Below are 19,038 nucleotides of genomic sequence, written 5' to 3' on the forward strand. Positions count from 1 at the left end.
CTCCCGGATTTAGCGAAGTTCATCCATGGGGATATGATCCATATCGGAGAACGTTTGGTTCTCGCCGGCCATGGCCCAGATAAAGGTATAGCGACCGGTGCCGACGCCAGAATGAATCGACCAGCTGGGCGAAAGCGCAACCTGACGATTACGGACCACAAGATGACGCGTTTCCTGAGGTTTGCCCATCATATGAAATACGACGCTGTCATCTGCCATGTCGAAATAGAAATAGGCTTCCATCCTGCGCTCATGAGTATGGCAGGGCATGGTATTCCATAGGCTACCTTCTTCCAAGCGGGTCATGCCCATCAATAGCTGGCAGGTAGGTAGCACATCCGGTACGAAATACTTGTAAATGGTGCGTTCGTTGCTGTTGGCGGCGATGCCTAGCGTTTGCGGTGAGGCATCTTCAAGAGTTACTTTCCGGGTAGGGTATTGCTGATGGGCAGGCGTACAGCACATATAAAAAGCGGCCGGATTATTAGCATCATCGCTCTCAAACTGGACATCACGACTCTCTTTGCCGATATAGACCCCTTCATGGGTCGCAACCTCGTAGCGTGTTCCATCGATGGTAATACTGCCAGGTCCCCCAATGTTGATGGTGCCTAGTTCACGCCGCTCGAGGAAGTAGTCGGTGCCCGTGTGTTGACACATAGAGGTCGATATGGCGATCGGATTTTCGATCGGCAGTGCACCGCCTACTATCAATCTGTCCAGGTGGCTGTATACGAGCGTAAGTTCGCCCTTTTGAAATAATTTTTCAATAAGAAACTGGTTGCGAAGACTTTCAGTATCCAGCTGTTTTGCATGCTCACTATGAATAGCCTCACGAAATTCCATACATTCTCCGAAATGCTGTTCTTAAAAAAAAGAAACGACGGTTCATCATAGCATCGAGTATGTTTTTTTCAACTTGGCTCTCACAACAAAAAAAGCAGCAACCCTGCTGATTGGGCGCTGCTTCTTTAATTGATTGGGACAGATTTACTCGTTTGGTGAACACGTCTCCAGTCGATACCCCGACTGATACACGCTTTTTAGCCGCAGCCCGTGGCGGCCGTCGAGTTCGAGCTTGCGACGCAGCCGACTGATGTGGGTATCGACAGTGCGGGTCGAAAGATCGCCCTTGATGCCCCACACCAGCTCTAAAAGATGAGCTCGCGTAAGAAGCTCGCCGACTCGGCTAAACAGTAGCGAGGCCAAACGGAACTCGCGCTCGGTCAGCTCCGCGCTCGACTCCATGATATGGATCTGGCGCCGGTCGCTGTCGAGCGAGTAGGGGGCGGCGAGCACCATCGCGGTGGGCTCTGCTCCCTGGCCCAGCCGGCGCCCAAGGGCGTTGACGCGCGCCGTGAGCTCTTTGGGTCGCAGTGGCTTGGCGAGAAAGTCGTCGGCGCCCTGTTCCAGCGCCTGGACTACGTCGTCCTCGCCCTGGCTTGCGGTGATGAAGAGTATGGGGCCTTTCCAGCCGTCGTTTTGACGCAGGTGTTCGACCACATCCATGCCGCAGCCATCCGGCAAGCGCCAGTCGATGATCAGAAAATCGAAAAGCGTCTGCTGCATGGCGCGGCGCAGCTCGCTGGCGCGGGCAAACGACGACACCGTATAACCCTGGGCCACCAGGCAGTGTTCGATGAACGTCTGCTGGTCCGGGTCGTCTTCCAGTACGCCTATGTGCATCATCTGCATTTAATGTTTCCTCGCTACCGTTCTGCTTCCCTTGCCTGGCCGGTCGCCGCACGCAATTCGCGCTTTTCGACACAAAGATTCACAGTTAGCCTGTAAAGGGCTGCTATATACTTAGCCGCTGACATGCACTTGACCGAAGGGGGCTTTGAACATGCGTTATTTGTTCGCGCTTGCCGCCGCACTACTCCTACCTTCTATATCGGCCGGCGCCGAAATTCTTGAGCCGCCGAGCGATCGCGTGCTGCTCGTGGTCTCGGGAAAGCTCGATAGAACCAATGTCGGTGACGAGGCGCACTTTGACCGCGCCATGCTGGAGGCGCTGGATCAGCACGAAACGCTCACCCACACGCCCTGGCACGATGGGGCAGTGCGTTTTTCCGGCCCCCTGTTCCAAACCGTGCTGGATACGGTGGAAAGCCAGGGAAGAACGGTACGGGTCTCCGCCTTGAACGACTACTCGGCCAACATCCCGGTGAGCGATTTTCGAGCGCATGATGTCATCCTGGCGATGCGGGCCAACGGCGAGCCGCTGCGCGTTCGCGACCAAGGGCCGCTGTTCGTTATCTATCCGTTCGATGACGACCCTGAACTCTTGAACGAGATAACACTTACGCGTTCGGTGTGGCAGGTCAACCGCATCGATATCGAGTAATTCAACGCGGGTCTGTCCCGATGCTGTCGACACTCAAACGCTATTTTCCTCGGGGAACACGAATCGCCACCTTATCGGCGGTTCTTTTCTTTTTTTCCACGTTGGCGACCGGCGGGATCATCTATTACCGGCAGTATACGCAGGAAAACCGGATGCTTGACAACATGCTCTGGGCCGCCTATCAGTTCGATCGGGAGGCGCGAGAGTTTCGTTTGGAGCTTCTGGAGCTGAGTCCGAATAGCGATATGGTCGATGCGCTGCTGATGCGCTACGAGATTCTCTACAGCCGCCAGGCACTTTTACAGCGCGGTGAAATAGGTGAGGAGATCGCTCGGATCGAAAGCCTGGGTGCGTGTATCGAGGCGTCGATGGTCGAGATCGCCGCGCTGGATGCCCTACTCGAGGATTTGTGGGGCAATCCGGACGCTCTTTCGGCGGCGCTGATCGAGACCCTGCGCGAGCGGGCCGAGAGGCTTCAAGCGTTGACCGGGGAGATTCTGGTCGAAGCCAACGCAAGCGTCGTGCAGAGTCGAACCCAGGAGCGCGAAGCGTTGAGACAGCTCTATGGGCTGGCGCTTTTACTGATCACCCTGGTGATGATCGCCGGGATACTGCTGGTTCGCGCGCTCATGCGCGAAGGCCGCTCGAATCTGCACAAGGCCCAGGCGCTCGAAAAGCAGAGTCTCGAGCTCAACGTCACCGCGCAGAAAGCGGAAACCGCCAGCCGCGCCAAGTCCGAGTTCATGGCGATCGTCAGCCACGAAATCCGCACGCCGCTCAACGGTATCGTCGGCATGGCGGATTTGCTGGAAGACGAGGTGAGCACGCCTTCGGCCCACACCTATCTGCAGGCCATGAAGCGCAGCGCCGAGAGTTTGCGCTGCGCCATCAACGACATTCTCGATTACACCAAGATCGAGTCCGGCTATCTGGATCTCAATTGCCAGCCCTTCGATCTGCACCAGTGCCTGGACGAGCTGTGGGCGGGCTATGCGCTTCAGGCTCAGGCTAAGTCCGTCGGCTTTAGCCACGACCGCGCCGAGGATCTTTCCCGCTACGTCGAAGGTGACCGAGCGCGTCTGCGCCAGGTCTTGATGAACCTGCTCAACAACGCGCTGAAGTTTACCGATGAAGGTCTCATCAAATGCTCCGTCATACAGCAGGAGGGCGGCGTCGTGCGCTTCGAGGTGCGCGATACCGGCTGCGGTATCAGTGAGCAGAATCAGGCGCTGCTGTTCACGCCGTTTTCCCAGGTGGATACCTCGATATCGAGGCGTCATGAAGGCACCGGGCTGGGGCTTGCGATCTGCAAGCGGCTAATCGAGTCGATGGGGGGCGAGATCGGTGTCAGCAGCATGGAGGGGGTCGGCAGCCGTTTCTGGTTCACCATCCCGCTACCCGCGACCGAGGCCCCGCAAACCTACGCGCCGCAAAGCAAGCGCCCGTGCAACGTTCGTGGTCGCCATGTGCTGGTGGTCGAGGACAACCCGCTCAATCAGACGGTCGCTCGCGAAATGCTCACCCGGCTCGGCCAACGTGTCAGCGTGGCCGATAACGGCGAGTCGGCGCTGACGCTGCTGGCAAGCGCCGACGATATCGACCTGGTGCTCATGGACATGCAGATGCCGGTGCTCGACGGACTCGAGACCACCAAGCGCTGGCGCGCGCGGGAGCAGGCGCAAGGGCTTGCGCGCCTGCCGATAGTGGCGATGACCGCCAACGTCATGCCCGAGCATCGAGAGCGCTGCATGCAAAGCGGCATGGACGGCATGATCCACAAGCCCTTTACCCGTAGCGAGCTCTACCAGGCCCTTTGCCTGCATTTATCGAAGGCAGAGTCCGGGGCGCCACGGGCCACGCCAGCCTGCGCGGAGCCGGCGCAGGTCGAGGCTGAGCCCCTGGCGCAAAGCGGCTGGCTCGATCCGAGCACCTGTGAAGAGCTCAAGGATACCTTTGCACCGGCGGCGCTCGAAAACCTGATGAAGACGTTTCTCACGCGTTTGGACGAGCGCCGCGAGCGCATGATGGGGTATCTCGAGGCGCAGGAGCGCGAGGCGCTCGATCAGGAGGCGCACTCGCTCAAGGGGGCGGCGGCGTCGCTTGGCTGCCTGGCCATCGCCGAGTGGGCGCGCCAAATGGAAGCACAAGCGCTTTCGAGTACCACAGAAGAGCTGCAGGGTGCCATCGAACGGCTGCCGGCGCTCAAGGCCGGCACTCAGCTGGCGCTGGAAATCGAAGGCGTGCTGGCGGGGTAATGCGGGTTGCTCGAGCTTCGCTGCGTCTTGAACCAGTGCGTGAACGCGGCGGCGGTCAGCGGCCTGGAAATGAAATAGCCCTGGCCCAGACCACAGCCCGCTTGAGTGAGCCGCTCGAGCTGGTGCGCGGTTTCGATGCCTTCGGCTACCACGTCCATCCCTAAGCGTTTACCCATATCGATCACCGACAGGACGATGGCGCATGCCGCCTCATCGCTCTCCAGCGAGTTGACGAAACGGCGATCCACCTTGAGCTCGCCAAACGGCAGCCGGTAAAGCTGCACCAGCGACGAATAGCCGGTTCCGAAGTCGTCCAGCGCGAGCCGGCAGCCGCGATCGCGCAGCGCCTCCAGCACGTGGCTGGCATAACCCAGGCACTCGATGCCGACCGACTCGGTCAGCTCCAGCGTCAGCGCAGGAGCCGGCAGGGCGTGGCGCTTGAGCAGCGCATCGAAGGTCTTGATCACCCCTTTGGCGCGAATGAACTCCGCTGAAATATTGACGGCGATGTTCAAATCCCACCCCAACGCGCGCCAGCGCGTCTGCTGAATCAACGCAAGCTCGAGCATCTGCCAGGTCAGCGCGTTCATCAAATCGTGCTTCTCCGCGAGCGGGATGAAGCTATCGGGAAAGAGCAGCCCGCAGCGCGGATGCTGCCAGCGCACCAGCGCCTCGACGCCGGTGATCTCGCCGCTTTTCAGCGCCTTTTTAGGTTGGTAGACCAGAAACAGCTCATCGCTTTCGATGGCGTGTTCGAGCTCGGCGGCCCAGGGCGCTTTCGCGCTGGCCGCTAGCGGCGCAAGAAAGTCGGCAAGGCCGCCGAGCAGCCTGGCCTTGGGCAGAAAGCCGAGCATGTTAAGCCCTTTCTGGCGTCCCACCTCCAGCGCGTGGTCAACGGCTTGCGAAGCGCTTGCACTGATCAAGAGCACCGCGGTCTGGAGCCGTAAATCGTGCAGGTAGTCGAGAATATCCAGTCCGGTGAACTTGCCAAGCCCCAGATCGAGCAGAATCAGCTCGGCTTCGAGCAGCGCCGGCTTGCGGGCAAGCTCCCCAAGGCTGCCCACCGTCTCGACCGCAAAACCGTGCTGTTCCAGCAATAGCTTGCTTAAATGCTGTACGTCGTAATCGTCGTCGATCACCAGCGCGGTAGAGGGCATGACGTTTCCTTGTGAAATAAAACGCTCGAGGCGCTCATGGATTCTCACTCGATGGGCTTTCAAAAGGCGTATTGAAACGGCCTGCTAGAGTGTACAGGGCACGCTGGACGCTGTTAACGCTGCAGGCATTGACGAACGCGTGACCCAAACGCACTGACCCACCATAGTCCTAAAGTACCCAAACTGCCGATAGCCAACCTGGTTGTTCACATTAGTTCACTTTTTGAACGGCTAACGGTTTTTGACAGGGGTTGAATATAAGCGATAAGGCACTGGATTCATTTGTAACCTTCCGCTTGAAGGCGAAAAAGATGCGCGTAGCGCCCATCGGCTGCCAGCAGCGTTTCGTGGGTGCCGCGCTCGATGATGCGGCCCTGGTCGATCACCAGAATCAGATCGGCGCTGCGCACGGTCGAAAAACGGTGAGAGATCAGAATCGTCATCTTGTTGCGGCTATGCTCGCGAAAGCGCGCGAAGACATCCGCCTCGGCGGCAGCGTCCATGGCCGCGGTAGGCTCGTCGAGCACTATAATATCCGCGTTTTCACGCATGTAGGCGCGCGACAGCGCTACCTTCTGCCACTGCCCGCCGGAAAGCTCCTGGCCATCCTTGAACCAGCGCCCGAGCTGGGTGTGATAACCCGCCGGCAGCCGCTCGATGAAACCGGCGGCCAGGCCCGAGTGCGCCGCCTGCTGCCAACGGGTCTCGTCGTCGACGGCGTGAATGTCGCCGACGCCGAGATTTTCGCCTACCGGCAGCTGGTAGCGCACGAAGTCCTGAAAGATCACGCCGACCCGCTCTCTGAGCGTTTGCACATCCCAGTCGCGCAGGTCGCTGCCGTCGAGCAGAATGCGCCCCGCGTCAGGGGTGTAGAGCCGAGTCAAAAGCTTGATCAGGGTGGTCTTGCCCGAGCCGTTTTCGCCCACCAGCGCCAGGCTCTGGTTGGGCGCCAGATGCAGCGAAATATCGCTAAGCGCCACGCGCCCGCCCGGGTAGGTGAACGTTACGTTTTCAAAGCGCAGGCCGTCACCGGGGCGCAAGCCCTTTGTCAGCGTGCCGCTTTCGGGCTCGGTGGGGTGCTCCAGGTAGTCGTACAGGTTGGAAAGGTAGAGATTGTCTTCATACATGCCGCTGATCGCGGTCAGGATCGCAGAGAGCGCCGTTTGCCCCTGCTTGAACACCATCAGGTACATCGTCATCTGACCCAGGGTAATCGCGCCGGCCACGGTTTCGAGCACCACCCAGCCGTAGGCGACGTAGAAGGTGGCCGTACCCAGTAGCCCGAGCACGAAGCCCCAGCCCTCGCGCCTGAGCGTCAGTCGCCGATCCTCGGTGAACAGCCGCTCGAAAATCGCCCTGTAGCGGCTCAGAAACAGCCCTTCGAGGCCAAAGAGCTTGACCTCCTTGATGCTGTCTTCACGTGCCAGCACCGTTTCGAGATAGCTCTGCATACGGGTTTCCGGCGAGCGGCGGCGAAAAAGGCGAAAAGCGTCGCCGGAAAACTTCGCTTCAGATACGAACACCGGCACGGCGCCGGCAGCCAGGATCAACAGCGCCCAGGGTGAAAACTGCACCAGCAGCACGCTGAAGCTACCAAGCGAGATGGCGTTTTGTAGAAAGCCGAAGGTCTTGGTCACCAGCGCCAGCGGCCGGGTCGAAGCCTCGCGCCGGGCGCGGGTGAGCTTGTCGTAAAGCTCGGAGTCCTCGAACTGGGAAAGCGACAGCGTGCCGGCTTTTTCCAGAATCAGCACGTTCACTTTCTGGCCGAGCAGGGCGCGCAGCAGCGCCTGCTGGGCGGAGAGTCCGCGCTGGGAAAGCGCGATCAGCGCGATGATCAGCGCCTCCAGGGTCACCAGCCACAGCAGCGGGGCGAGAATGATCCAGAGCACCGGCTCCTCGGCGGCCTCATGGACCTGCATGGCGTCGACCACGCCGTCGACGATCAGCTGGCCCACGTAAGCCGCCACCGCCGGCAGCACCCCCGCGATCAGTGTGCAAAGTGCCAATCCCAGCGTCATCCAGCGCGAGGTCTCCCACACCAGCGAAAGCGCTCGCCGGCTGTAGCGAAACACGCTGAAAAAGCCGGCAATGGGCGAGGAGAAGTTCGATAAGGCCATGACGGCTGGGCACCTTTACGTCGTGAATGTCACATCGTGAAAGGCGCCATGATGCAACGCTTTGGCTCAAAGCGCCAAAGCCGGCGGGCTATAGCGGCAGCACGGCCCCGTCGGTGCGCGGCTCGGTGCCGCCCTGGAGCACGCCGGAATCGGCGTTGCGTAAAATCACCTGGCCGCGCCCGAAGCTGATCGAGTCGGCGACCTTGACGATCCTGTGACCGCGCCGGGCGAGCGCCAGCGCCAGGTGGTTGGGAAAGTCGGCTTCGACCTCGACGGTCTTGCCCTCGACCCACTTCCAGCGCGGCATATCGAGCGCCGCCTGGGCGTTGAGGCCATCGTTCAGCAGGCTGGTCACCACCTGTACGTGGCCCTGGGGCTGCATGTAGCCGCCCATCACACCGAAGGGGCCGACGGCCTGGTCGCCTTTGGTGATGAAGCCGGGAATGATGGTGTGGTAGCTGCGCTTGCCGGGGGCCAGAGCGTTGACGTGACTTGGGTCGAGGGAGAACGACCAGCCGCGGTTTTGCAAAGCGATGCCCGTACCCGGCACCACCATGCCCGAGCCGAAGCCCTTGTAGTTGCTCTGGATGAACGACACCATGTTGCCATCGCTGTCTGCGGTGGCCAGGTACACCGTACCGCCCTGGAGTGGGTTGCCATGACGTGGGTCGAGCGCCTGCTCGCCAATCAGCGCCGCGCGCGCTTTCAGGTAGTCATCGCTTAGAAGCTGCTCGGTGGTATGCGCCATGGCGTCGCGCTCGGTCAGGTGCTTGAAGCCGTCCACGTAGGCGAGCTTGGTGGCTTCGATGCGCCGGTGCAGGGTTTCGACCGTATCACCTTTGCAGCTTCCGAGCTGATCGAGCATGCCCAGCGCCTGGAGGACGATCAGCCCGCTGCCGTTGGGCGGAATCTCCCAGATATCGTGATCCTGATAGCGCACGCTGATCGGGTCGACCCACTCCGGGGCGTAGCTGGCCAGATCCTCCTTGCGCAGAAAGCCGCCATGCTCGCGGCAAAACGCGTCGATCGCATCCGCCAGCTCGCCGGTGTAGAACGCCCGGGCGCGGGTATCGGCAATCGCCTTGAGGGTTTGGGCGTGGCCGGGAGAGGCCCAGAGCTCGCCGGGTTGGGGCGCATGGCCGTTGGGGGCGAAGGTGTCGAACCAGGGCTTGAAGGCAGGGTCATCATAAGCGGCGTAAGCATGAAGCGCCTCTTCCCACATTTGATGAATCACCGGTGTGACCGCGAAGCCCTCATCGGCCAGCGCGATTGCCGGCGCCAGCAGTTCGTCAAAGGGCAGTTTGCCAAAGCGTTCGGAAAGCGCCGCCCAGGCGGCGGGCGTACCGGGAACGGTGACCGGCAGCATACCGTGATTGGGAATATGATCATGGCCCAGCGCTTTCACGGCGTCGATAGTGGCGGCGCTCGGGGCCGGGCCGCTGGCGTTCAAACCATGCAGCTTGCCATCGATCCAGACGATAGCGAAGGCGTCGCCGCCGATGCCGTTGGCAGTGGGCTCCACGACGGTCAGCGCCGCCGCTGTGGCGATCGCGGCATCTACCGCGTTGCCGCCCCGCTTTAACATGTCGATGCCCACCTGAGCGGCCAGTGGCTGCGAGGCGGCGATCATGCCGCGCTTACCGAAGGTAGCCATGCGGCGAGAAGCGCTGGGGTAGTAGAGTGCATCGTTTTGCATGATGAATCCCTTTCCGACTAACCTGCTTTCCGACTAACCGAGTAGTACCGCTCCGTAGACAAGCGCCCCCATGACCACAAAGGCCGGGTGGACCTTGAGCCATACCAGGGTCGCGGTGGCCAGAAGCCCGATGATCAGGGTGTGAATGATGCCGGCGCTCTCCACCCCTTCGAGAAAGAAGCCGAGGGTGAGCCACGCCATCAACACGGCGATGACCGGGCGCACCCACTGGCTCATGCGTTTAACGCGCGGTGATTCGCGGTGGCGGTAGAGAAGCCCCAGCGCGCCGAGCATCAGCAGAAGCGAGGGCACCACGGTCGCCAGTACCGCGACCAGCGCGCCCAAAATGCCTGCCACCTCATAGCCGATATAGCCCGCCATCTTGGTGGCGATGGGGCTGGGCAGGGCGTTACCCAGCGCCAGGGTTTCGGCGAAGCCCTGGGAGGTCATCCAGCCGTAGCGGCCGACCACTTCCGCCTCGATCAGCGGAATGATCGCCGGGCCGCCGCCGTAGCCGATGATGTTGGGAATGAAAAACGCCAGAAACAGCTCCCAGTAAATCATGCGGACTCCCTTTTGGTCTGCGCTTTGGGCGTGCGTTTGGGTGCCACCAGCGCCGCGACCAGGATAGCGCCGATGATGATGCCCGGATGCACCCCCAGCCAGTAGATTAGCCCGCCGGCGACCAGAGCGATCGCGATGGCGACCAGCCAGCCAAGTGAGGCTTTCGATTTTTCCATAAAGTCCCAGGTGAGCTGGCCCATCATGACCATGACCACCGGGATGACGGCCTGGCTCATGCCGTTGATCCAGGCCACGTCGCGGTAACGGCTGAACACGCCGAGCATCGCGATCATGGCGACGATCATGGGGCCACACACGGCCAGTACGGCGATGATACAGCCGGCGATGCCGCCGACACGGTAGCCAATATAGCCGGGCATCTTGGTGGCGATGGGGCCGGGCAAGGTATTACCGATCGCCAGAATGTCGGCGAACTCCTCGTCGGTCAGCCACTCATGGCGCTTGACGACTTCGGCGTGCACCAGAGGGATCATCGAGGGGCCGCCGCCAAAGCCAAAAATGCCGACGCGAAAGAAGGCCCAGAAGAGTGCCGGTAGCTTCATGAAAGTGATCGCTCGTGGTCTTCGTAATCGTTTTGAGTAGGGGCGCTGGCGCGATGGAGCTAGTCTCGATCACGCTCGCTGCATGACGCCCTCTTCAACTCGTTTTATCATACCCCTTGATAAAAAATCGATTATTTTTTGATTAATGGATTTTAAGGGTAGTGTAAGCTCTACTGACCGAACGCTGCTCGACACCTTCCGGAGAGGCCCATGAGCGACGAAGTCAAACCGTCAGGTGGCACTTCTTCAAGCCGTATTTTCGAGGCGCTGCGCCAGGATCTGGTGCGCGGGCGCTTTGCTGCAGGCGAGAAGCTTGCGATCAACGCGCTCAGGCAAGCCTACGGCGTGGGGCTGAGCCCGCTGCGTGAGGCGCTCAGCAAGCTCGCCGCTTACGGGCTTCTAATACAGGAGAACCAGCGCGGTTTTCGCGTGCCGGCGCTCAGCCAGGCCGAGCTTGAGGACATCACCCGGCTGCGGATCGAACTCGAGGTCATGGCGTTCGAGCGCGCCATCGCCCAGGGCGACGCGCAGTGGGAGGCGGAGCTTCTGGGGGCTTCGCATCGGCTCAAGCGCGCGGACAGGACCCACGACATGGGGGAGGTCTGGGAGGCGCTGCATACCCGCTTTCATCGCACGCTGGTCGCCCCCTGCGGCTCGATGTGGCTTTTGCGCTTCATCGAACAGCTCCATGATCAGTTCGACCGCTACCGCCGGCTCGGCGACAATCCGCCGCTGATTCGCCAGCCCCTGGACGACCAGCACCAGATGCTCGTCGAGCTGGCGCTGGCGCGTGACGCCGCCGCCGGGCGCGCGCTTCTGACCGACCACATTCAACAATCCTTCGAGGTGGCGCTGGCGCACTATCGTCAGTACACGTAGGCTTGCGCCTTTGATTACGCGACAACACACGAGGGCGCCATGGCAACAGCGGACGAAGCGGTCATCGAACATACTCTGGCCTGGGTGCGGGAATTCATCGTCGAGTACGATATCTGCCCGTTCGCCCAACGCGAGCTCGACGCAGATCGCGTACGCGTTCAGGTGGTGCGCTCGAAGAAGTTCGAAGTGACGCTCGAGGAGCTGGCCGCCGAGCTTGAGTGGCTGACCGAGCACGAGGAGGTCGAAACCACACTGATAGTGCTGCCGACCCTGTTCAGAAGCTTCGACCACTACCTCGACTTTCTCGAACTCGCCGAGAACCTGATCGACATGCTGGGGTTCGAGGGCATCTTTCAGCTGGCGAGTTTTCATCCGGACTACTGTTTCGCCGATGCCGACCCGGAGGACGCCGCCAACTACACCAACCGCTCGCCTTACGCCATGGTACACGTGCTGCGTGAAGCAAGCGTCGAGAAAGCGATCGCGTTTTATGGCGACACCGCCGCCATTCCGGCGCGTAATATCGAAAAACTCGAGGCCATGGGCGCCGAGCAGGCCCAAGCGCGGCTCGAGGCGTGCCTGCGCTACTCCTTCAGGCCGTGAATGATCAACCGGTGCTTACCCTGACTCTTGGCCTCGTAAAGCGCGGCGTCGGCGTGTTTCAACACCGTTTCTATCTGCTCGCCGTGCTTGGGCCACCAGGCGGCGCCAAGGCTACAGCCGACCCGCGCCTGGCGCCCTTCGGGTAGTTCGATGGGATGCTCGATGGCCGCAAGCAGGCGCCGGCCCACTTCCCGCGTCAGGTTTTCCAGCTGTGAGGGCTGGGTTTTTACCACCATGACGAACTCGTCGCCGCCGAGCCTTGCGACCACGTCGCCGCTTCGCAGGGCGTTCTTCAACCGGTAGGTGATCTCGATCAGAAGCAGGTCGCCGGCGTGATGGCCGAGCTCATCGTTGACCCGCTTGAAGCCGTCGAGATCGATATACATCACCATGAGACTCTGGCCGTGGCGCTGTACCTCGGGGATGGCGTGGTTCAGGTACTGATCGAGAAAGGCGCGATTGGGCAGCCCGGTGAGCGGGTCGGTATTCGCCAGATCCTCCAGCCGAGTAATGGTCTTGCGCTGGTCCGAAAGCCTGGCCACCATCTCGCGCAGCGAAGTGGATAGCCGCTTGAGCTCCGGCGCGCCGCGCTCAAGCGGAATCACCTCGGTGCCAGCGCCATCGCGAATGGCGTCCGCCGCCCTGGAAAGCCTGGCCAGCGGCGCCACCAGCCCGGATGCCAGCCACCAACCCAAAATGGCGAACACCAGCGAGAGCAGCAAACCGATGCTCATGATCGCCAGCTGCAGACGCTGCGCGCCAGCGAACGCCGTTTCCATGGGCTGGCGGCTGATCGAAAGCCAGCCCAATCCCTCGAACTCGTCGAATCCGGCGCTGCGCGAGTAACCGGTAACGTAGCGTCGCCCATCGGGCCAGGTCTCCAGCGCCCACTTCGGTCGGCTGTCGTTCTGTGCAGGCAGCGCTTTCAAGCCTTCGAGCTTTTTGCCCAGCATCTTGCGCGGCCCCAGCAGCACGGTGCCGTCGGGGGCGAGCAACAGCATGTCCATTTCGCTTTCGGTATGGTCCGGCGGCTGCATCGATTGCTGGATGTACTCCGCCCATTGCCAGCTCAAGTGAACCGCGAGCACGCCGGTGAAACGCCCGCTTTGATCGTGAATCGGCGTGGAGATGTCAACGAACTTGAGCGCCTCGCCGCTCGGGTTCGGTAATAGAGCCGCCAGCAGGACGGCCTCGTGGACATCGCCGACCCAAAACCCCTGGCGGCCCTCGGTGAACACCGGGCGCTGAGCGATCGATACGCCTTCCAGAATGCCATCGGTCGCCGCAACGACCACGCCCTCAACATCGGTCAGGCCGATCCAGGACGCCACGTTGTAAGTCGCCTGCAAGCGCTCCATCTGGCGTTTGAGCACGTCTGTATCCGAAGCGTCACCGAGTGCCTGGATGGCAAGCAGAAGCTGCACCTCCTTGATTCGCGCGTTCATACTGCGATTGAGCTTGTCGGTCATCTGGTAGGCGGCATCTGCGGCGGCGTCGCCAATACCGGCCTCGATCTGCTCGGCGGATTCCCGCGAGGCGACCCAGGCCAGCAGCAGCGTGGTCGCGAAGACCAGTGCGGCGATCAAAAGAGTGAAGCGCGAGCGCAGCGAAAGGAGTGAAAACCACCTGAAAGATGTCAGAGCAGCGCGAAAAACCATGGGGAGCCAGCGAGCAGGTCGGAAACCTCTTGGGCTTCCTGATTAAAGGAGGCTAGAAATTACCTCATTTTACCGGCGTTTGCATGTCTGCCGTGCTCACAAAAATTTGTGCATTACGTGAATGTCGACCGCGCCCTGGCTTGCGTGATGAAAAGCGCCGGGAACGGTGCCGACGATTGCAAAGCCCAGCCGTTGCCAGAGTGACACCGCTACCTCGTTGGTTGCGACCACGGCGTTGAACTGCATCGCTTCGAAACCGAGCTCTCGTGCAATGCGTTGGGAGTGCTCGCACATCGCCCGTGCAACGCCCTTACCCCTGGCGCGGGCGTTGACCATGTAGCCGCAGTTACACACATGCCCGCCCGGACCCTGGGCGTTCGCCTTCAGGTAATACGAACCCAGCAAGGTGCCGTTGGCATCCTTGACGGCAAACGTCGCCTGAGGAGTCTGGCACCAAAGAGTGTAAGCGCGTTCGGCATCGATTTCCGGGTCGATAGCGTAGGTCTCGCAAGCACCGACGATCCTTTTAAAGTCCGGCCAGAAGGTCTCGAAATCCGTCCGCGTCATCGGTGTGAAGGATAACTCAGCCATTCTCTAGGTTTCCTTGGCGACGTTAGCGACGATCTCGTAGCTTTTCAGGCGATCCTGCTGACTATAGAAGTCGCTGTTGAGCATCAGCTCGTCGGCGCCGGTGCTGGCCTGAAACGCCGTCAGCTCCGCCTTGACGGTTTCCGGACCGCCGATGATCGCCGCGCCCAGAAACTGGCTGATCTGGGCCTGCTCCATCGGCGTCCAGTCGAGCTGCTCTACCGGCGGTTTCGAGGTCGTGCGCCGCCCGCGAATCAGGTTGAGAAACTTCTGCTGCGCGGTGGTCGCCAGGTAGTGCGCCATGGCATCGGTTTCTGCGGCGATCACCGGCAGACCCACCATGGCGTAGGGCTTATCGAGCACCGCAGAAGGGCGGAAGTTGTCGCGATAGAGGCGCAGCGCCTCATACAGGTAGCCAGGCGCGAACTGAGCGGCGAAGGCGAAGGGCAGGCCCAAACGTGCGGCGAGCTGCGCGCTGTAGCCGCTCGAACCCAGAAGCCAGAGCGGCACTTTCGTGCCTTGGCCCGGCACCGCCTTGACCTGCTGATCCGGCGTTTCATCGTCCAGGTAGCGGGTCAGCTCGTCGAGCTGGGCGGGGAAGTCGTCGACGCCGGACTGGGCGCTTCGGCGCATGGCGCGCATGGTGGCGCCATCCGAGCCCGGCGCGCGGCCAAGCCCCAGGTCGATGCGCCCCGGGTAGAGCGTTTCCAGCGTACCGAACTGCTCGGCGATCACCAGCGGTGCGTGGTTGGGCAGCATGATGCCGCCGCTGCCGACGCGAATGGTCGAGGTCTGGCCGGCGACGTGGCCGATCAGCACCGAGGTCGCCGCACTGGCGATACCGGCGATGTTGTGATGCTCGGCCAGCCAGAAGCGGCGATAGCCCAGCCGCTCGGCGTGGCGGGCAAGCTCGGCGCTGTTGGCAAAGGTCTCGGCGGCGCTTCCGCCTTCGCGGATGGGGGCGAGATCCAGCACCGAAAGAGCGGTGTCGGCGAGTTGGCTCATGAATCACCTGCGCGTTGGAGTGGTTCGCGGCTAATGGAAAAGGTCATTAGCACGCTTGTTAACAGCGTTTATGCGGGCAAGGGCGGGAGAAAACAAGGGTACCGCCCGGGCGCTTTCGGCGCCGCCCGGGCAGGTCGTGTGATCAGGAGTGCTCGCGCGGCGGGGTAGGGCGAATGAGAATCTCGTTGACGTCCACGTGCGGCGGCTGATTCAAGGCGTAGATCACCGCGTTGGCGATATCCTTGTCTTCGAGTGCCTGCTCCGGCGGTTCGTCGAAGAACGGCGTGTCGACCATGCCAGGCTCGATCAGGGTAACGCGCACGCCGGTGCCGCGAAGCTCCTCGCGCAGGTTGTAGCCGATCCCGGTGACCGCCCACTTGGTGGCGCTGTACATCGAGCCGGGAATGGTCGTGCGCCCGGCGGCGGATCCGGTCAGCAGCACGTGGCCCGCCGAGCGCTTGAGCGCGGGCAAACACGCCTGAAGCGTCAGCCCCACCCCAAAAACGTTGGTCAGAATCATCTCGCGCCACGTCTCGTGGTCGGCGCCGCTGAAACCGCCTTCGGTGCCGCCGCGTCCGGCGTTGGCGAACACGCCATCGAGGCGACCGAAGGTTTCCAGCGCGAGATCGACCATGGCGCGCTGCTCGGCCATGTCGGTGACGTCGAGCTCCACGGTAAGGATTTTCTCCCGGCCAAGCTCCTGGGCGAGCGCCTCGAGCTTGTCGCCGGAGCGTGCGGCGAGAATCAGCTTGTAGCCCTCTCGCGCCGCGGCGCGGGCGGTGGCGGCGCCTATACCGCTGGAGGCGCCGGTAATGAGAATGACGCGGTCTTGCATGAAAGCACTCCTTGCTCACGTAACCGGGGATCATTCAGCATGGTCAATGCGCCGCGATGTTGCAAACCGCCCATGGCGCGCTCAGGGCGCCTTGCGCTCCAGCATGCTCGAAAGCTCCAGTATCGACTGGGCCATGTTTGCCATGCTCTTGCTTTGATCCATCGAGGTCTTGCGCAGAAAGCGGTAGGCCTGCTCCTCGCTCATCGACTGGTGCGCCATGATCAGCCCCTTGGCGCGTTCGATCAGCTTGCGCTCGCGCAGCGCCTTGCGCGTGTTTTCGAGCTCGTCGCTCAGCCCCTGCAATCGGCTGGACTGGGCGTGGGTCAGCTCGATGAGCGAGCGCCCCAGCGGCGAGGTCAGCGCGCTGGTGGTCAGATCTCCCAGCCGCTCGCTGCCGGTGAGGGCCAGAAGCTGCTCGCCCGGCGCCGAGGAGGCGCCTTTTCTGGGCGCTCTGGCCGCTTCGAGCGCCTGCTGTGCCCGGGAAATCTTGAGGTGGCAAAGCCGCGCCAGCTCCTCGATCGCGCACGCCTCGACCTCTCTGAGCGCGTCGATGCGCTGCGTGGTCAGCGCGTACCAGGTTTCGCTCACTCGTGCGTCGCGCCTTGACGGGCCGCGATCGGCTCGGCTGGCGCTATCGCGCAGCGCTTCGATATGCGAAAGCGTCTGAGGTGAGAGACGCGTCTCCCAGCTTTCGCGCACCGAGGAGCCGGCGAATTCGAGAAAGGTGTCGAAGCAGCGGTTCTGGTCCTGGGTGAGGCGGGTCAAAAGCGCCCGGTGGGGCTCATCGAAGTGGCCGTAGGTGAAGCCGAAGGCGCCGCAAGCGCGCTCCTGGCCGGCCAGTTCCTTGCCCTGCATCAGATGAAAAATGGCCACCAGCGCTCGGGTGATATCCGGGTCGGCGGCGGTATCCGCCGCCTCGAACACGATCGCGAGCAGCCCTCCTATTAGCTCGTTGAAGGCGAGCGTTGCGGCGTCCGGAGAGAGGCCGAACGACTCGACCGAGTGGCGTAGGCTTGAAAGCTCGTCGAGCGCCATCCAGACCGTGGCGATACGGCGAAGAAGCCGGCCGGTGGCTTGGGGGTGGGGCGCTTCGGCGAATTCTTCGAGGCGGCTGCGTATCAGCGCCTCGGCGGCGCTGACCTCCTCGACGAAGGTCTGGCGCCTGGCGGCGAACTGCGCGCCTTTTGACGCCAGGTAGATGGTGGAGGCGCCGCGCTCGCGCTGAAGCGCGTGAATGAAACGGCTGATATCGCCCACCATGTCGCAGGAGGCGGCCAGGTGGCGAAGGCTTTCGATATCGAAACGCAGCGCGGTCAACAGGAGCTTACGGCCAGAGGACATGCGGTATTCCTTGAAAAACCGGCCCCGCCTTCGTGGCGGGGCCGGGGTGTAACCTAGCGTAGTGACAGCGCCCCGGCGCCGGTCTGCTCGCCGAGCGCCTGCTCGTAGGCGCGGGCCTCTTCGGCTTCGGTGGCGTCGCTAAAGCGTACCACCAGCACGCTACCGGCCAGAAGCAGCACGCAAATGCCGAGGTAGAAAAGCCCCTGCTGGTAGGTCAGGCTTTCACTGCGAAACAGAAACGCCGCCAGCACCGCGCCAACGTTGCCACCGGCGCCGACGATCCCGGCGACCGCGCCCAGCGCCTTCTTGTTGATGAACGGGACCACGCCGAAGGTGGCGCCTTCCGCCATCTGCACGAACAGACTGAACACCAGCATGATACCGATCGCAAGACTCAGCACGTGCATCTGGGAAAACGCGATCAGCGCGATGCCCTCGCAAACGAGCGCAATGAACAGCCACCGTACCCGGCCCTTGAGCCCGTTATGTTTGGCGAACAGATCCGAGAACACACCGCCCAGGGTGCGGGCAAAGATGTTCATCAGGCCGAACAGCCCGGCGATCATGCCGGCGGCGGCCAGAGTCAGCTCGAAGTGGTCGAAGAAGTAGATCGCCGCGATGTTGTTGATGGTGAGCTCGACACCGAAACAGAGCCCGTACACCACGAACAGCGCCCAGACACGGATATCCTTCGCCGCGCTCAAAAAGCTCTGCGTCGCGCCGTGCTCGCCGCGCGCCTCTGGCAGCTCGCCGCGGGCTCTGAGTTCGTCGAAGTTGCCGTCCGGGGCGTCCTGAGTGAAGAACCAGTAGCCAATACCGGCCAGAAACAGCACCACGCCGGGTACCATCATCGCCAGCCGCCAGCCGAGCGTTTCGCTTACGCCAAGCATCAGAAGACCTGAAAAAATCAGCGGCATGAGAATCTGCGTGGTGCCGCCACCCAGGTTACCCCAGCCGGCGCTGGTGGCGTTGGCCGTACCCACCACGTTGGGCGCGAACATCACGCTGGTGTGGTATTGGGTGATCACGAAGGAGGCGCCGATGGCACCGATGGCAAGGCGGGCAAGCAGGAAGGTTTCGAAACTATCGGCCAGCCCAATGCCCATCACCGGTAGCGAGCCCAGCATCAGAAGCCCGGTGTAGGTCTTGCGCGGGCCGAGCCGGTCGCACAAAAGGCCAATCAATAGCCGTACCACCACGGTGATGGCCACCGAGGCGATGATGGTGTTGCCGATCTGGGTCTGGGTGAGCGACAGATCCTCGCGCACCACCGCCATTAGCGGCGCGATGCCGAACCAGCCGAAAAAACAGATGTGGAAAGCGAACCAGGAGAAGTGAAACGCGCGCATTTGCGGCGTCGAAAAGCTGAGCAGGCGTATGCGATTGGCCTTGTTGCGAATGTCCATGGAGACCTCACCGAGCACGAACGA

The 19,038-nt window shown here is 61.9% G+C and carries 17 protein-coding genes; 4 read left to right on the plus strand and 13 right to left on the minus strand.

Annotated elements, in window-relative coordinates; all coding sequences use genetic code 11:
• Positions 1-9: 9 nt before the first annotated feature.
• Together kduI and ACGK9R_RS03710 are read right to left on the minus strand one after the other, a co-directional pair.
• On the minus strand, positions 10-846 hold the full coding sequence (gene kduI, locus ACGK9R_RS03705; protein WP_394578263.1) for a 5-dehydro-4-deoxy-D-glucuronate isomerase: 837 nt from the start codon (positions 844-846) through the stop codon (positions 10-12).
• 144 nt (positions 847-990) lie between these two features.
• Complete coding sequence (locus ACGK9R_RS03710; protein ID WP_394578585.1) at positions 991-1,686, minus strand: response regulator transcription factor; 696 nt, start codon at positions 1,684-1,686, stop codon at positions 991-993.
• A gap of 160 nt (positions 1,687-1,846) precedes the next feature.
• On the opposite strand from ACGK9R_RS03710, the gene ACGK9R_RS03715 reads away from it, so the two are divergent.
• The gene (locus ACGK9R_RS03715; RefSeq protein ID WP_394578265.1) at positions 1,847-2,347 is read left to right on the plus strand and encodes a molybdopterin-dependent oxidoreductase; all 501 of its coding nucleotides are present in this window, start codon (positions 1,847-1,849) and stop codon (positions 2,345-2,347) included.
• Positions 2,348-2,499: 152 nt separating this feature from the next.
• Positions 2,500-4,602, plus strand: coding sequence for an ATP-binding protein (locus ACGK9R_RS03720; RefSeq protein WP_394578267.1), 2,103 nt, complete (start codon positions 2,500-2,502; stop codon positions 4,600-4,602).
• On the opposite strand, the gene ACGK9R_RS03725 is transcribed toward ACGK9R_RS03720, so the two are convergent.
• The 5 genes from ACGK9R_RS03725 to ACGK9R_RS03745 form a co-directional block, all read right to left on the minus strand.
• The gene (locus ACGK9R_RS03725; protein WP_394578269.1) at positions 4,563-5,759 is read right to left on the minus strand and encodes an EAL domain-containing protein; all 1,197 of its coding nucleotides are present in this window, start codon (positions 5,757-5,759) and stop codon (positions 4,563-4,565) included. The two genes, ACGK9R_RS03720 and ACGK9R_RS03725, sit on opposite strands and share 40 nt — an antisense overlap.
• A gap of 278 nt (positions 5,760-6,037) precedes the next feature.
• Positions 6,038-7,876: an ABC transporter ATP-binding protein gene (locus ACGK9R_RS03730; protein ID WP_394578271.1), complete on the minus strand. Its 1,839-nt coding sequence runs from the start codon at positions 7,874-7,876 to the stop codon at positions 6,038-6,040.
• An 88-nt stretch (positions 7,877-7,964) separates the two neighbouring features.
• Entirely contained in the window at positions 7,965-9,572 is a 1,608-nt protein-coding gene (locus ACGK9R_RS03735; protein WP_394578273.1) for a gamma-glutamyltransferase family protein, read from the minus strand.
• A 33-nt stretch (positions 9,573-9,605) separates the two neighbouring features.
• Positions 9,606-10,136, minus strand: coding sequence for a chromate transporter (locus tag ACGK9R_RS03740; protein ID WP_394578275.1), 531 nt, complete (start codon positions 10,134-10,136; stop codon positions 9,606-9,608).
• Positions 10,133-10,699, minus strand: coding sequence for a chromate transporter (locus tag ACGK9R_RS03745; protein ID WP_394578277.1), 567 nt, complete (start codon positions 10,697-10,699; stop codon positions 10,133-10,135). Before ACGK9R_RS03745 ends, ACGK9R_RS03740 begins: the two co-directional genes overlap by 4 nt.
• 210 nt (positions 10,700-10,909) lie before the next feature.
• On the opposite strand from ACGK9R_RS03745, the gene ACGK9R_RS03750 reads away from it, so the two are divergent.
• Both ACGK9R_RS03750 and ACGK9R_RS03755 read left to right on the plus strand, forming a co-directional pair.
• On the plus strand, positions 10,910-11,578 hold the full coding sequence (locus ACGK9R_RS03750) for a GntR family transcriptional regulator (RefSeq protein ID WP_394578279.1): 669 nt from the start codon (positions 10,910-10,912) through the stop codon (positions 11,576-11,578).
• A gap of 39 nt (positions 11,579-11,617) precedes the next feature.
• Positions 11,618-12,181, plus strand: coding sequence for a DUF1415 domain-containing protein (locus ACGK9R_RS03755; RefSeq protein WP_394578280.1), 564 nt, complete (start codon positions 11,618-11,620; stop codon positions 12,179-12,181).
• Here ACGK9R_RS03755 and ACGK9R_RS03760 read toward each other — a convergent pair.
• The 6 genes from ACGK9R_RS03760 to ACGK9R_RS03785 all read right to left on the minus strand — a co-directional run bounded on the left by ACGK9R_RS03760 (position 12,163) and on the right by ACGK9R_RS03785 (position 19,014).
• Entirely contained in the window at positions 12,163-13,767 is a 1,605-nt protein-coding gene (locus ACGK9R_RS03760) for a diguanylate cyclase domain-containing protein (RefSeq protein ID WP_394578282.1), read from the minus strand. The two genes, ACGK9R_RS03755 and ACGK9R_RS03760, sit on opposite strands and share 19 nt — an antisense overlap.
• Before the next feature lie 168 nt (positions 13,768-13,935).
• Positions 13,936-14,430, minus strand: coding sequence for a GNAT family N-acetyltransferase (locus tag ACGK9R_RS03765; protein WP_394578284.1), 495 nt, complete (start codon positions 14,428-14,430; stop codon positions 13,936-13,938).
• A 3-nt stretch (positions 14,431-14,433) separates the two neighbouring features.
• The gene (locus tag ACGK9R_RS03770; protein ID WP_394578286.1) at positions 14,434-15,432 is read right to left on the minus strand and encodes an LLM class flavin-dependent oxidoreductase; all 999 of its coding nucleotides are present in this window, start codon (positions 15,430-15,432) and stop codon (positions 14,434-14,436) included.
• Positions 15,433-15,574: 142 nt separating this feature from the next.
• Positions 15,575-16,267, minus strand: coding sequence for an SDR family oxidoreductase (locus ACGK9R_RS03775; RefSeq protein WP_394578288.1), 693 nt, complete (start codon positions 16,265-16,267; stop codon positions 15,575-15,577).
• Positions 16,268-16,348: 81 nt separating this feature from the next.
• Entirely contained in the window at positions 16,349-17,608 is a 1,260-nt protein-coding gene (locus ACGK9R_RS03780; RefSeq protein WP_394578290.1) for a nitrate- and nitrite sensing domain-containing protein, read from the minus strand.
• 53 nt (positions 17,609-17,661) lie between these two features.
• Complete coding sequence (locus ACGK9R_RS03785) at positions 17,662-19,014, minus strand: NarK family nitrate/nitrite MFS transporter (protein ID WP_394578292.1); 1,353 nt, start codon at positions 19,012-19,014, stop codon at positions 17,662-17,664.
• Between the last annotated feature and the right edge of the window lie 24 nt (positions 19,015-19,038).

The organism is Halomonas sp. HNIBRBA4712, from assembly GCF_043558675.1.
GTDB lineage: Bacteria > Pseudomonadota > Gammaproteobacteria > Pseudomonadales > Halomonadaceae > Vreelandella.